Origin of the sequence: Ekhidna sp. (assembly GCF_040223195.1) — a bacterium.
Classification (GTDB): domain Bacteria; phylum Bacteroidota; class Bacteroidia; order Cytophagales; family Cyclobacteriaceae; genus Ekhidna.
In genome coordinates this window covers 1-14,855 of record NZ_JAVKDX010000022.1, presented here as the reverse complement: position 1 = coordinate 14,855, position 14,855 = coordinate 1, and the positions used below count along the sequence as shown (strand labels likewise).

Below are 14,855 nucleotides of genomic sequence, written 5' to 3'. Positions count from 1 at the left end.
TTTATGAGAAGATTTTTAATCTTGTTATTATTTTTCGCATCTTTTATGGTGTTAGGTCAGGAATATAAGGACTTAGGCCTTAGTATCGATAAGTGGGTGGCCCATCCATACGGTTTTTTGGGGAACGATACTTATATCATTGAGCCGACTATCGGAAGCCTGAAACTCATCAATGAGGATAGTATCGAAAATGAAATTTCTATATGGCCAATTCCATCTCAAGGGATTATCCATATTGAAGGTATGATTGATATGTTATCAATATATGATTCAAAAGGCACCCTATTGATGACTGATGTTGAGCCTGGGATTATTGATCTATCCAGCTTGAGATCCGGTGTATATTATTTGAGAAATCATTCTGGCTTTGTTAAGAAAATTGTCTTGTTGTGATGAAAAATTTGCTACCCTATATTTTTTTTCTTTTGAGCCTTAGTGCCGTTAGTCAAGGATTTCAATATCAAGCGGTTGTAAGGAAAATTGATGGATCACTTCTTAAAGATGAGGACATTAATATTATGGTCAAGCTAAAGGAAGGACTTGAAGGTGTAGAGATGTACACAGAGATTCACGAGGTATCAACTGATCAACTAGGACGAGTGGAATTTGTTATTGGAGAAGGTGGTTATAAAACCGCTGATTTTGAAAGTATCGACTGGTCAAAACTAAATACTTGTCTTGAGATACTAATTGATAGGAAAAGGAACTCCGATTATGTTTCTCTTGGTACGCTGAAGTTACAACCTGTGCCTTATGCCCTGTTTGCGCTATCAAGTGGTGATGGATTGACTCAAACAACTCAAATAATTCAAGGAGAAAAGACCTTTATTGCACCAATCAACGGAGTTTTGAGAGGAGGGGTGGTATTATCAGATGCTGTTCCCGCGTTAGCAGGTGCAATAAAATGGAATGGAACTGATTTTGTTGGTTTTAATGGAGAGGAGTGGATTAGTTTGAGCAGTGGTGGAGGACAGAGCTCAAATACTTTCGATTGTGGTGAAATATTTATTGATCCTCGTGATGGAAGTGAATACAGAACTGTATTAATGGGAAGTGAATGTTGGTTTGCGGAGAACCTACGTTTTCAAACAGAAGAAGGTAGTTATCAGGGAACAGGTAGTTATTCAATTGAGAATGCCGGATTGTATTACACATGGGCAGGAGTAATGAATATCTCAGAATCTTACAATTCAAGTATATTTTCGTTAGAAGAACCATTTCAAGGAGCCTGTCCTTCTGGATGGCATGTTTCAACTCATCAAGAATGGCTCAATTTGGAAGCCTTGGAAGAAGTGAATGGCCTTACGTTGCAAGAGGGAGGAGGATCTGGATTTGATGCTAAACTAGTAGGGGATCGGCTACAGAACGGCAGTTTCTCAAATACTGGTATTTCAGCTGTTTTTTGGACTTCATCAGAGGTTGATGCCAGAAACTCTTATAAACGAATTTTGTTTGACGGTGAAATTGGGGTTGGAATTTTTGTTTTTGAAAAGGACTATGGTTTTTGTGTTCGTTGTGTTAAAGATTGATTAATTCTTTAGCAAGAACTTAAAATTAAAAATTCTATCAAAATGAATAACTCTAAGTATATAGATTCCAGGTTTCAAGTTTGAAACGTCAATTATTTCTTTAGTAGTTGAAGATTGAATGATGTATTTTCCATCTAATGAAAGTATGTCAAAAGTAGAAGTTGCTAAGTCCCAATTATTTGAACTTAGTTCTAAATGGCTCTGAGAAAGCTTCACTTGTAGATTATTGTTAAACTCAAATCCAGTACCATAATCACAGCTACCATCATCTATAGTGACAAAGGGATTATAATTATAAGCTTCCGGATCAGTACAGCCTCCAATATGTGAGGGGTAGGAGCATTTTCCTGGGATGGTCGCTTTAGGATTATAATTAGTGGCTCGAGGATCCATACATCCCATTAAGTATCTAATGCAACCAGAATTATATGTTGCGGTTGTAGAATAGTTATCAGCAGTTTCATCCATACAACCAATGACATATAAATTATCATTACCTTGTTCGATATAATAGGCTTGATTGATTTGTGGTAATGTAAAGGACTGCTGACCACCACCAGTCCAAAATACCGTTAAGGGAATTTCACCATTAAAATTTCCGATTCCAAAATGTGCAGTAATTGAGTTTTGTGATGCATGACTAGATCCTCCCCGAATCTCCCGTAGATGGGTTCTATCCGATATATAGAGTTCAATTCTAGCTCCAATAGCGTCAATATTAGATTCGGTTCCTTTTAGTCTGATCTTCACCCAGTTTCCAGCAGCATTTATATTTTCATGGAAGAGCATGTTGCCTTTATCTCCGATTATTTTCCCTAGTTTAGTTGTTGCAACATCAAGATCACCATCGTTATCAAAGTCAGAAACAGCCACACCTCGTGAAATCCCACTATCGGTATAATTCCATTCTTCCGACGCGTCAATCATTGATTCACCACTTTGATTAAGGTATAATTCATTCGGATCAATCTCTGATGTTTGAATAAAGGATGCGGAGGGAATAAAGCCATTAGAAACGAGTAGATCTTCAAAACCATCATTATTTAAATCAGCAAATACACTTCCCCAACCTGTAGACAAATATTCTCCTTCAAACTCCGAACCTACACCATATGTATCTGTCTGATTAACATAATTTCCATCTATAGTTTGTGTTAGCAAAACATTTTTACCCAGATTTGTTATATATATATCACTTAGCCCATCTCCGTTTATATCACCAATTGCAATGCCCATTCCATAAATTTGAGTATTCAATCCGATTTGGTCAGATATTTCCTCAAATGAAGTACTAGGATGTTTATTGATGTACGCCTTGTTAGGTTCAACCCATTCTCCAAAATCATTCGCAATAAGAATGTCTGTTAATTGATCTTTATTAATATCATATGATGATACTGCAAGAGCACATCCAGTATCCCCTAATCCATAATCGTTTGTTGATAAGGTGAAAGTATTATCTCCATTATTTAGATATAAATCATTTGGATAGCATTTATGATCGAAACCAATTGTATTTCCGTCATTATCATATTCTGCCTTCCCCTCTTCAATGTAATTTATTGTATATATATCAAGCAAACCATCATGGTTTACATCTATAAAAAGTGAACCAATTGTCCACTTTTTAGAACTAATGCCGGCAGATTGGCTAATGTTAGTGAATGTATCATCTCCATTGTTTAAGTATAATATACAGGCATCTCTTTTCTCAGTTCCAATAAAAATATCCCTAAAGCCATCATTGTTAATATCCCCAACAGAAACTCCTGTTGTTTTGAAGTAGTTGATATTATTAAGACCTGATCTTTCGGTAACGTCAATAAAGTGTGTTCCATTGATGTTACGAAAAAGTTTGTCTTGGATTGCTCCACCTGTAACAATGATATCATCAAACCCGTCGTTATTATAGTCAATAAATGCCACCCCACCACCTATTAGGTCGAATGATATAGCCAAATGCTTAAGCCCCAGATCCCCACTAATTTCATTAAATTGACCTAAAGAAATAGTTGAATATGCAAGCAACGAAACCAACAAAATAGGTACTTTCTTAAAATACATATTATATTTTTGTTACATTAATCAGCTAAATATATATTTTTGAAGGTATGAAAGTATTAATATAATCTAACTAAATAACTAAGTATGAAGAGAATTGAACTATTATTTCTAGTGGCTGCAATAGCTCTAGTTTCCTGCGTGGATGACTTTTCGGATGCCAATCCACCCAGTTTTTTGGATTCCCCAGCTGTTAGCGCTCTGTCAATATCAGACACTATAGTTGCTGGAGGGAATAGTACGACAGTAACTGTAGCAGTAAGTGATGCTCCAGCCGGATTAGATTCTGTTGCTGTCAGTGCAGTAGACGATGCAAGTGAATCTGTTGGAGGAACTTTTTCATTGGGTGACTATGAAGGACTTACTTCAGGTTCTTTTGATATCACTTATACGCTTCCCGATACAGTTTCTGGAGAAGTGACCATAAATGTTGTGGTATATGATGGACAAACTGATGAGAATGGAGACTTAACAAGAAAGAGTTCTGTTTTACAATCAACTTCATTCACTGCTATTTGCGGTGATTTTGCTGGGGTTTATGATGTAAGCGGAGATATCTTGGTAGATGATTTTGGGTCAGGGCCTTATGCTGAGACCAATGTTGTTTTATTCTCACCTGATTGCAATACTGGCAACTTGGTTCAAGTACCAGATATTACTGGAGGACTATATACTGGAAGTTATGCAGACAATTACGGTACATCAGCTAGGGTTGCTACATTGACCATAAATACAACGACTGATGTAGTTACATGGACTGGTGTAAGTGACCAATTTGGAGGCTCTATTATTCAGGATGGAGCTCAGCCAGATAGCAATATTGATCCTGGAACTGGGGAAATCACAATTTATTGGACAGCAACTGCATTTGGTGAGCGGGGTGTGACAACATTTACGCTAGCCGATTAATTTTTACTTGAATATTCAATTTCAAAAGAGGGCTTGAAGTTTTCAAGCCCTCTTTTCTTTTTAGAATCTATTTTCAAAAAATGATGAAAGACTTTCAATGTCAGATGGGTTGAAGTCTATTTTTTCTTCACTAAATCCGAATTCTTTATTTATAAATTGAATAAGCTTTTTCTTTCTTTTTGGAATTTCATAAGCTTTATCGCCGTAAAAAAGATGATTCTCTTTTTCAATTTCAATTGTATTATCTCGATCCCCGTGATTAAGCAATAGATTATAGTTGGCTTTTTCAACATCAACATTAAAGGAATTGCCTATAATGAATTTTTTTTCTAAAGATGAATAATTTATAGCAACCAATCCCTCAATATTACTTTTTTGAAATCCTAAAACTGCTGGATTAAATAATGTTAGGTTTTCTGTGAAAACATATTTCACTAAATCATTGACTAACTCACTCAGACTTAAGCCAGACTTCACCAATAATCTATGATTGATACAATTGTATTGAATTTTGAGGCCTTTTAGAGTGTCTCCGTTTCTTAGTACCACTTCACCTTTTATCCAGTCTTCAAATAATAACGTTGAGCCTTTTGTAATCGGTGGTGGTAGAAAAATTTCATCAATTCTTCCACCAGGGTTGGTCTCGTTCATCAGTGTGGCAGATGGCAGAGTTTGGCTATTTGTTTTTTGGGGATTTAAATGGAATAGGAATGCTACAAGAATTATTAGATTATACCTCTTCATCGTTTGATAATTTAATAGTGTTTATGGATTATAACATTTTAGTGAATTAATAACCTAATAAATTTACCGAAATATTCAAATGGGTAATTGCATCTTGCTTTTAAGGGATCTTGAAAATTTCTCAGAATCATCCCTCCTCACCAAAGAACTACAACGCTTTGACATCCGAGCAGAAATCGTAGAAATTGAATCATCGAAAAAATCTTTAAAACAACAAGCAAACAATAAAGAGCTAGATGCATTGATAGTTGTAGGGACTGTCAAAATGCTACCATTGGTTCGCTATGGTAGAAAAAGAGGGATTCAGACCTTCTTCTTTCATCAATCACTTTTAGATAAGCGATCATTTAGTAAGATATCAAAACTCAAAGGGGTTAAGATTTACAAGGATGTTGACTATGGTCAAGGTAGTTTATTGGCGGACTATATCAAGGGGTTGGACCTTGCTGGTTCTCTGGGGTTCGGGCATCCTTATGTTACGATCCTGGGATTTGATAGAACACTGAAGGGTGAGAAACTATTTAGTAAGCTTTCTGAAATGCAGCCAGCTATTCAGTTTAAATATTACTGCCTTTCAGAGAATTTGGATGAAGCAATCAAGAGAGCAAATGAATCCAACGCGGTGATTGCCTTAGATCAATTCAGCAATATGGTTGCGGTGCTCACCAATGCGCCGGTAATTAATGTATATCATTCATCACTATTCAAAACTTCCGGAAACAAGGAGTCCGTAATTAATCAATACCTAAAACGAGAGTCGATTAGGAATCTTGCAATTAGTAGGACAGGGCTGATAATTAACGAATTGGATCGAATACTCAGTGACCATCAATATTGTGCGGGCATTCTGGGAGATTATCAGGAACTCAAGTCTATCCTTGGCAATAAACCATTTGCCAGATATGCAGCTCAGGAAATTGTTGAATTATTAGAGGATCGTGATTAGGCCGCTCGAAGTTTATTGAACTTCGATTTCTCGAACTTCTCTGCTGCATAGGATCTGTCAATCACCATTTCTTTGATGTCCTTATTAGAAGGCAATTCAAACATCGCATCAGTAATGATCGCTTCGCAAATGGATCTCAATCCTCTAGCTCCAAGTTTAAATTCCATAGCTTTTTCTACAATGTAGTCAAGCGCATCATCTTCCAATTCTAACTTTACATCCTCCATCTCAAAGAGCTTTGTATACTGCTTTACAAGCGCATTTTTAGGCTCTGTCAGAATCTGCTTTAACGCTTCAATATTTAGTGGATCTAAGTGAGTAAGTACCGGAAGTCGACCGATGAGTTCTGGTATCAAACCAAAACTCTTGATATCCTGGGCGGTGATATACTGAAGTAAATTATCCTTGTCAATCGCAGTGGTCTTGAATTCATTGTCCGATGAAAAGCCAATTGGCCGGGTATTTAGACGATTAGCAATATGTCGCTCTATACCGTCAAAGGCCCCCCCGCAAATGAATAGAATGTTTTCAGTATTCACATTGATCATCTTCTGATCAGGATGCTTTCTTCCACCCTGAGGCGGCACATTCACAGTCGTTCCCTCCAGTAATTTGAGCAAGGCCTGTTGAACCCCTTCACCACTCACATCTCTGGTTATGGATGGGTTATCAGATTTTCGTGCGATTTTATCAATCTCATCAATGTATACGATTCCCCGCTCAGCGGCCTCTACATCATAATTGGCGGATTGAAGAAGTCTGGTGAGTATACTCTCCACATCTTCCCCAACATATCCTGCTTCTGTAAGTACAGTTGCATCAGCAATGCAAAATGGTACCTGAAGGATCTTAGCGAGTGTCCTGGCAAGGTATGTTTTCCCCGTCCCGGTCTGGCCCACCATGATGATATTGGATTTCTCTATCACAATATCATCTTTGTCGGGGGTTTGCATCAATCGCTTATAATGATTGTAAACCGCTACTGAAATATACTTTTTGGCCTCATCCTGCCCGATAACAAATTCATCAAGATGAGCCTTCATGTCGGAAGGCTTGACAAGCTTAAAGTTGGGGCTTTCATTATCCGATGTAGTTTTCAGCTCTTCATTCAAAATCTGTTGCGCCTGGGCAATACACTTATCACAGATGTGTGCATGTATGCCAGAGATCATCAGATCTACATCTTTTTTGTTTCTACCGCAAAAACTACAAGTAACCTGAGCCATGATTTTTTATTTTTTCACTAACACCTCATCAATGAGGCCATATTCTTTTGCTTCTGCCGCTCGCATCCAGTAGTCACGGTCAGAGTCTTTTTCAATTTGATTGTACGTTTTGCCAGTATGCTTGGCCAGTATGTCATAAAGGTCCTTTCTCAGCTCCTGCATCTGCTTTAGCGTAATCTCCATATCTCTGGATTGACCCTGCATACCTCCACTTGGTTGGTGGATCATGATTCTGGCATGAGGTAAGGCAGACCTTTTACCAGCAGCACCACCCGAAAGCAATACCGCCCCCATGGATGCCGCCATACCTGTACAGATAGTTGCCACATCGGGGCTCACATACTGCATGGTATCGTACATGCCTAAACCTGCATAAACAGAACCACCGGGACTATTGACATACAGTAGGATGTCTTTTTTGGAATCAACAGACTCTAAAAAGAGCAACTGAGCAGTGATGATATTGGCGATGTTTTCTTCCACTTGCATACCGAGGAAGATGATACGATCCATAATCAGCCGTGAAAACACGTCTATTTCGCGGAAATTAGTTGGACGCTCCTCAATGACCGCTCGGGTCATATTTTCAACCCGATTGGAAACATGATGCACATAATCGTCAAAAGCAGTACCACTAATGTTTTGCCCTTTTACGGCATATTTTCTGAATTCCTCAGTATTAATCATCTTGATAATTTAAAATATTGATGTAAAAATAAAAAAGTCCCACCAGAGGGACTTCTTCAAAACTTAAAATGATACTATTTGGTTCAAAATCACAGTTTTCTGAATTCATCTAGTGAAACTGCCTTTTCCTTGATAGTAACCTCACTTTTGATATAATCAAGCACTTTATTTGACTGAACTTGGTTAAAAATTTTCATATAATTCTCCCCATTTTCACCTTGAAGGTAATTATTGGCGAAGGTATCTAGCTGATCATTCATCTGATCTCCAAGTCCTGAGCCGGCAAATTGACGCTTTATCAATGCTTTTGCTTCATTGATAACATCCTCGTGCTCCACTTTGATTCCCTGATTCTTCACGATCTGGTTTCTGATCAGGGACCACTTTAGTTCTCGGGCATAGGAGCCATACTCAAGTTCCATCAATTCAGGGGTGATATTCTCATTAGTTCGAATTAGCCATTTTTTCAGGAATCCATCAGGTAAATTGATTTTTGCTGTTTCAGTCAATTTTTCCCTCACATGATGATTGAAGAATTGCTCTTCCTCACCCTTGTAATTCTGTGACACGATTTCTTTCACTCTTTCTCTAAAGCCCGCTTCATCTTTGATTGTCCCTTTTCCGAATGTTTTATCAAACAGCTCCTGGTCCACAGGAGCCAGTTTGTAATGGTTAATTGCCTTTAATGAAAAAGTAAGCTTCTTGAGCTTCTTAAATTCATCATCGTCCATTCTCAATTGGTTTTTCAGGACACTCTCATGCTTGAAGCTTTTCTTAGGATCAACTTCAACTTCTGCACCATTCTTAATGCCCACCAATTTCTTCAGAGATCCTTTCTCCACATCTCTCAGGTCAATGCTGATTTCCTGATCGACAGAGCCATCCTTTGATTTCACTCTCCCGTAAAGTGTATCTTTCTCAGACGAAATTTCAGGGTTCTCCATCTCTCCAAATTGACGTTGAAGGTTTTCAATGGTCTCATCAATTACCTTGTCATCAACTTTTATAGAATGCTTATCCAGCTTTACCTTTTTATCCACCTTTACTTCAAAAGGCTCGGCAAATCCAATTTCATATCTGAATTCAAAGGACTCCTGATTCTCCCAATCGAAATTCTCATCGGTTTTGACAGGCAAGGGCTCACCCAAAAATTGGGTGTCACTTTCTCTTAGATAGCTATTTAGCTTGTCAGAAACCAGTTTATTGATTTCATCCACAATCAAAGCATTTCCATACATCTTGCGGATCATGCCCTCAGGAACCTTTCCTTGTCTGAAACCCTTGATATTAGCAGTCTTGCTATACTCTTTAATTTTTTGGTCAACGCCGGGTTGAAAATCAGCTCTGTTTACGCTAATTTTAATTACACCTTGTGTTTTTTCGGTTTTGTCAAAAGTTATTTCCAACGTACTATTGTTTGGTGTTGTTAAAATAAAAACCCTCTTACGCGTTCCCAAGATTGGGTTTCGGAAAGAGGGTTGTTTTTCAGTGCGGATGGAGGGACTCGAACCCCCATGCCTCGCGGCGCTAGATCCTAAGTCTAGTGCGTCTACCAATTTCGCCACATCCGCTTTTTTCTTTGCTCGAACTTTTTCTTGCGCTGAAAATGGGATGGCAAAAGTAGATAATATTTTTGATTCAGCAAGGGTTTAATTTTGTAAAATTATTATGGTAGTTGAGGAAGATTTAGAATCAGAAAAAAGGGAGATTATAAGGCGCTATAGGCGACTACTCAGAAAGGCTAAGCCAGTACTAAAAGATGGTGATGCCAAAATCATAAAACGGGCATTTAATACTTCCATGGAAGCGCATAGCGGGATGCGCAGACGATCCGGAGAGCCTTACATTTTTCACCCTCTCGAAGTTGCAGAAATATGTGTCTCCGAGATTGGGCTGGGGACTACTTCTATTGTTGCCGCACTTCTCCATGATGTGGTGGAAGATACAGAATATGACCTGGAAGATATCGAAAGACTTTTTGGGAAGAAGGTAGCAGTGATCATAGACGGGCTCACCAAGATTGCCGGGGTTTTTGATCATGGGAGCTCCCAGCAGGCAGAGAATTTTAGAAAGATGCTCCTTACCCTTTCACATGATGTAAGGGTTATTCTGATCAAACTTGCTGACAGGCTTCATAATATGCGCACCCTTGAGAGCATGCCTAGAAATAAGCAGCTCAAGATCGCCAATGAAACCATCTATTTGTATGCGCCATTGGCCCATCGCTTGGGATTGTATGCCTTCAAATCTGAATTGGAAGATTTATATCTTAAATACAGCGAGCCGGAAGTATATAATGAGATAGCCGGCAAAATCAACGAGACCAAAGACTCCCGAAACAAGTTTATCAGAAACTTCATACGCCCAATCAAGGACAAGCTTCAGTCTCTTGGTGTGGAGTATGAAATAAAAGGAAGACCAAAATCCATTCATTCCATCTGGAATAAGATGAAGAAGCAAAATGTGCCGTTTGAAGAGGTGTATGACTTGTTTGCCATTCGGATTATTCTAGACGTACCATACAAGGAGGAGAAGGCACTCTGTTGGCAGGTATATTCACTCGTTACAGATTATTATCAGCCTAACCCGGATCGATTAAGAGATTGGATTAGTATTCCCAAGGCAAATGGGTATGAGTCTCTTCACACTACTGTAATGAGTGATACGGGTAAGTGGGTGGAGGTCCAGGTGCGAACCAGACGGATGGATGAGATTGCCGAAAAGGGATATGCAGCTCATTGGAAATACAAGGATGGCAAAACCACTGATGAGACAGGGCTGGAAATGTGGATCGCAAAGGTGCGGGAAATATTAGAGCAAAATAATGGAAATGCTATTGAATTTGTAGATGACTTCAGGTCTAATCTATATAGTGATGAAGTATTTGTGTTTACCCCAAAAGGAGACTTAAGAACCCTTCCCCAGGGAGCTACTGCGCTAGATTTTGCATTCGACATACACACGGAAATAGGGGAGCATTGTCTGGGGGCCAAAGTCAACCAAAAGCTTGTCCCACTAAACTTCGAACTGAAAAACGGGGATCAGGTGGAGATTCTGACCTCAACCAAGCAAAAGCCAAACGAAAGCTGGCTGCAATATGTAGTAAGTTCCAAAGCAAAATCAAAAATCAAAGATGCGCTCAAGGAAGAGCGAAAAGTTTTTATTGACGAGGGTAGAGAGATTGTAAAGCGAAAGCTCAAGCAGCTAAAAATTAACTATAAGCAGACGGTATTAGAGGATATTGCACATTATTTCAACGTAAAGTCAGCTGCTGATATGCTTTACCTGGTGGGCACTGGAAAGATTGACCATTCATTAATTAAGTCGTTTGTAAAAACTGAGAAGATCGAACCAAAGCAAGATGTAAGGGGAGCCAAAGAAATAGAAGAGAAACTACGCAAGGTTCGCAAGACAGACAATGATCTTTTATTGCTGGGAGAGGATCTGGATATCATTGATTACAAGTTTGCAAAATGCTGCAATCCGATTGCAGGTGATGATGTTTTTGGTTTCGTAACTGTTAGTGATGGCATTAAGATTCACAGAACCACATGCCCCAATGCCGCCGAGCTCTTGTCAAATTATGGATACCGGATCATCAAGGCAAAATGGGCATCCTCCCGCAAACACTCATTTGAAGCCACCCTCTCAATTATAGGGACCGACAGGATGGGACTGGTAAGTGATGTCTCCAATATCATTTCCGATGAACTAAAGGTCAATATGCGCTCGCTCTCCATAAATACTGAGGGTGGAATTTTTGAGGGAATCATCCGCTTATATGTAGAGGATACCGCACACATGGATATTCTGGTGAAAAAACTGGAAAAAGTAAATGGGGTAGTAAAGGTCAGCCGTAGCAACTGATCAAATGCATAAATTATATTTGCAATATGCAGGGACAGAAAGTAATGGATGAGGTAAAGAAGATTTTTCAGGCTCACCTCGAAAATAAGAGTTTGAGAAAAACACCTGAGCGCTTTGCCATCCTGGAAGAGATTTATTTGCGAGACGGACATTTCGACGTAGAGTCCTTATATGTAAGCATGAAGGATAAAAATTATCGGGTCAGCCGCGCTACAGTATACAATACACTCGATTTATTAGTAGATTGTGACTTGGTCACCAAGCATCAATTTGGAAAAAACCTGGCTCAGTTTGAAAAAGCTTATGGTTTTCGCCAGCACGATCACCTTATATGCACAGACTGCAATAAAGTACATGAGTTTTGTGATCCGCGCATTCAGAACATTCAAACAACCGTTGGTCAACTTTTGCAATTTAAAGTATTGCACCATTCGTTGATCTTGTATGGTAGTTGCGAAAAGGAAAATTGCGAAAACAAAATAGCCTCCTAATCAGAGATAATGAAATATACAAAAGATATAAATGATAGAGTGTTAAAACTCAGTTTCTCCGGAGACCTGATCGGAGAAAACAATGGCCCGGAGGTCGTTGAGCTGGCCAATGATGCGCTAGCAAATGGGGTCACACATTGCCTGCTAAATATCTCTGACGTGAGATACATTAATAGTAGTGGCATAGGTGTGCTCATCACCCTGCTCACAAAATTTAGAAATAAGAATGGAGAGCTTTACATTATTAAGCCTTCAGAGCACGTAAATAAACTGCTCATTATGACAAAACTTCAGGCAATCTTTAATATTGCAGAATCAGAAGAAGAAGCACTCCAAAAAATCAAATAGTTAATGTCAAAGGTAGATGTACTCTTAGGTCTTCAGTGGGGAGATGAGGGTAAGGGTAAGGCAGTAGATTTTCTTGCTCCAAAGTATGATATAGTAGCCCGTTTCCAGGGGGGGCCAAATGCGGGGCACACATTAGAGTTTGATGGAAAAAAACATGTTCTCCACCAGATTCCTTCTGGAATCTTTCACCCTGAGATCTTAAATATCATCGGAAATGGAGTTGTCATTGATCCAATTGTTTTTGCGAGAGAAATCAGAGATCTGGAGCCATTTGGTGTGGATGCCACAAAAACACTAGTACTTTCCAATAAAGCCCAGCTAATCCTCCCTACACATAAGCTTCTGGACAAAGCACTTGAATTATCCAAAGGAGAAGAGAAAATAGGCTCTACGCTAAGAGGAATTGGTCCAACCTACCAGGATAAAATTGGTAGACATGGATTACGGATAGGAGATATCATTGAAAAGGACTTTGACGAGAAGTATCAAAAACTAAAGAAGCAGCATCTGTCACTGCTCTCGGCTCTGGAGTTGGAAGATGATTTCATAGAGCAGGAGAACCAATTCTTCCACAGTCTTGAGTTAATGCGCCAGTTCAGGATAATCAGTACTGAATATTTAATCCACGAGTCGCTGAAATCTGGCAAGGACATCCTGGCAGAGGGAGCACAAGGAACACTACTCGATATTGATTTCGGGAGCTATCCATTCGTGACCAGTTCCAATACCACCACTGCCGGAGCTTGTACAGGACTGGGGATCGCCCCCAATCAAATAAATGAAGTCTTCGGTATTTTTAAGGCATATTGCACAAGAGTTGGCAGTGGGCCATTTCCTACAGAGCTCTTCAATCAGGAAGGAGAGCAGCTTAGAAAATTGGGAAATGAGTTTGGCGCAACTACGGGTCGTCCCCGTCGATGCGGATGGCTCGATATACCAGCCCTTAACTATTCCTGTATGTTGAATGGGGTCACACAGCTTTTCATGATGAAAGCAGATGTACTTTCAGGAGTATCACCAGTAAAAATCTGCGAATCCTATAATTCTGATAGGGGAGAAACCAGCGAGTTTCCCTATGTATATAATGATTCATACTCTCCAATCTTTAAAGAAGTGCCCTCTTGGGAGCTTGATGGCATTCTGGAGTATAACAATCTTCCACATAATCTAAAATCATTCATTAGCTCAGTAGAAGAATCAGTGCACGTTCCGATAACCCTAATTTCCTTAGGGCCAGACCGTAAGGAAACGGTCTTGAAAAAAAGTTAGAAAAAAGCATTTTTCCACTTTGCAGAAAGGAACCTTTCGTTATCTTTGCCTCCCGCTTCGGAGAAAAGCCTCCGATATATTCGCTTCCTGAGATACTTTGAAAATAATTTGAAAATAATTTTTCAAAACCTTGTTTGGATAAAAAATATGTTCTTATCTTTGCATCCGCTTTCGCAGGGAGGCAAGACATAGAGTAACGAAAATCGGTCTTTAAACACTCTCTAAGCTTGAAAAGTCAAGCAAAAGTTCTTTGAACGGATGTTGTTATGTAGCAATTAAGTTCCACCTTGGATATGTCAATTATTATTTGAGGAATTAGTAGCTAGGTTTAAACAGTACATTAAGATTTATATACAATGGAGAGTTTGATCCTGGCTCAGGATGAACGCTAGCGGCAGGCCTAATACATGCAAGTCGAGGGGTAAGTCAGAAGCTTGCTTTTGACACGACCGGCGCACGGGTGCGTAACGCGTATGCAATCTACCCTGTACTAAGGGATAGCCCGGGGAAACTCGGATTAATACCTTATAGTATCACAGATAGGCATCTTGAAGTGATTAAAGATTTATCGGTACAGGATGAGCATGCGTAAGATTAGCTAGTTGGTGAGGTAACGGCTCACCAAGGCAACGATCTTTAGGGGTTCTGAGAGGATGATCCCCCACACTGGTACTGAGATACGGACCAGACTCCTACGGGAGGCAGCAGTAGGGAATATTGGTCAATGGGCGAGAGCCTGAACCAGCCATGCCGCGTGCAGGATGACGGCCTTCTGGGT

Annotated in this window: 13 protein-coding genes, 1 tRNA gene and 1 rRNA gene; 9 read left to right on the top strand and 6 right to left on the bottom strand. The window is 39.4% G+C overall.

The window, feature by feature from the left end:
• Positions 1-3: 3 nt before the first annotated feature.
• The gene (locus RLN88_RS13670) at positions 4-393 is read left to right on the top strand and encodes a T9SS type A sorting domain-containing protein (protein WP_350221973.1); all 390 of its coding nucleotides are present in this window, start codon (positions 4-6) and stop codon (positions 391-393) included.
• Positions 393-1,529: an FISUMP domain-containing protein gene (locus RLN88_RS13665; RefSeq protein ID WP_350221972.1), complete on the top strand. Its 1,137-nt coding sequence runs from the start codon at positions 393-395 to the stop codon at positions 1,527-1,529. Before RLN88_RS13670 ends, RLN88_RS13665 begins: the two co-directional genes overlap by 1 nt.
• Here the strand turns inward: RLN88_RS13665 and RLN88_RS13660 are convergent, their stop codons facing one another.
• Positions 1,530-3,593 carry an FG-GAP-like repeat-containing protein gene (locus RLN88_RS13660; RefSeq protein WP_350221971.1) on the bottom strand — a complete coding sequence of 688 codons (2,064 nt, stop codon included), beginning with the start codon at positions 3,591-3,593 and terminating at the stop codon, positions 1,530-1,532.
• An 84-nt stretch (positions 3,594-3,677) separates the two neighbouring features.
• Between RLN88_RS13660 and RLN88_RS13655 the strand changes: the two genes are divergently transcribed.
• Positions 3,678-4,499: a hypothetical protein gene (locus tag RLN88_RS13655; RefSeq protein ID WP_350221970.1), complete on the top strand. Its 822-nt coding sequence runs from the start codon at positions 3,678-3,680 to the stop codon at positions 4,497-4,499.
• A 60-nt stretch (positions 4,500-4,559) separates the two neighbouring features.
• Here the strand turns inward: RLN88_RS13655 and RLN88_RS13650 are convergent, their stop codons facing one another.
• A complete protein-coding gene (locus RLN88_RS13650; RefSeq protein ID WP_350221969.1) occupies positions 4,560-5,243 on the bottom strand; it encodes a hypothetical protein in 684 nt (227 codons plus the stop codon).
• Positions 5,244-5,322: 79 nt separating this feature from the next.
• On the opposite strand from RLN88_RS13650, the gene RLN88_RS13645 reads away from it, so the two are divergent.
• Positions 5,323-6,189 carry a hypothetical protein gene (locus RLN88_RS13645; protein ID WP_350221968.1) on the top strand — a complete coding sequence of 289 codons (867 nt, stop codon included), beginning with the start codon at positions 5,323-5,325 and terminating at the stop codon, positions 6,187-6,189.
• Here RLN88_RS13645 and clpX read toward each other — a convergent pair.
• The 4 genes from clpX to RLN88_RS13625 form a co-directional block, all read right to left on the bottom strand.
• Positions 6,186-7,415: an ATP-dependent Clp protease ATP-binding subunit ClpX gene (gene clpX / locus RLN88_RS13640; protein WP_350221967.1), complete on the bottom strand. Its 1,230-nt coding sequence runs from the start codon at positions 7,413-7,415 to the stop codon at positions 6,186-6,188. The genes RLN88_RS13645 and clpX overlap by 4 nt on opposite strands.
• A gap of 6 nt (positions 7,416-7,421) precedes the next feature.
• Entirely contained in the window at positions 7,422-8,102 is a 681-nt protein-coding gene (locus RLN88_RS13635; RefSeq protein WP_350221966.1) for a ClpP family protease, read from the bottom strand.
• Between the two features lie 89 nt (positions 8,103-8,191).
• Positions 8,192-9,508: a trigger factor gene (locus RLN88_RS13630; RefSeq protein WP_350221965.1), complete on the bottom strand. Its 1,317-nt coding sequence runs from the start codon at positions 9,506-9,508 to the stop codon at positions 8,192-8,194.
• 83 nt (positions 9,509-9,591) lie between these two features.
• A tRNA-Leu gene (locus tag RLN88_RS13625) sits at positions 9,592-9,673 on the bottom strand.
• Positions 9,674-9,770: 97 nt separating this feature from the next.
• On the opposite strand from RLN88_RS13625, the gene RLN88_RS13620 reads away from it, so the two are divergent.
• The 5 genes from RLN88_RS13620 to RLN88_RS13600 form a co-directional block, all read left to right on the top strand.
• Entirely contained in the window at positions 9,771-11,969 is a 2,199-nt protein-coding gene (locus tag RLN88_RS13620; protein WP_350221964.1) for a RelA/SpoT family protein, read from the top strand.
• A 26-nt stretch (positions 11,970-11,995) separates the two neighbouring features.
• Complete coding sequence (locus tag RLN88_RS13615; protein WP_350221963.1) at positions 11,996-12,460, top strand: Fur family transcriptional regulator; 465 nt, start codon at positions 11,996-11,998, stop codon at positions 12,458-12,460.
• Positions 12,461-12,469: 9 nt separating this feature from the next.
• Positions 12,470-12,808, top strand: a complete 339-nt coding sequence (locus tag RLN88_RS13610) for an STAS domain-containing protein (RefSeq protein ID WP_350221962.1) — start codon at positions 12,470-12,472, stop codon at positions 12,806-12,808.
• 3 nt (positions 12,809-12,811) lie between these two features.
• Entirely contained in the window at positions 12,812-14,077 is a 1,266-nt protein-coding gene (locus tag RLN88_RS13605) for an adenylosuccinate synthase (protein ID WP_350221961.1), read from the top strand.
• Between the two features lie 353 nt (positions 14,078-14,430).
• Positions 14,431-14,855: ribosomal RNA gene (locus tag RLN88_RS13600) — 16S ribosomal RNA — on the top strand; the annotation flags it as partial.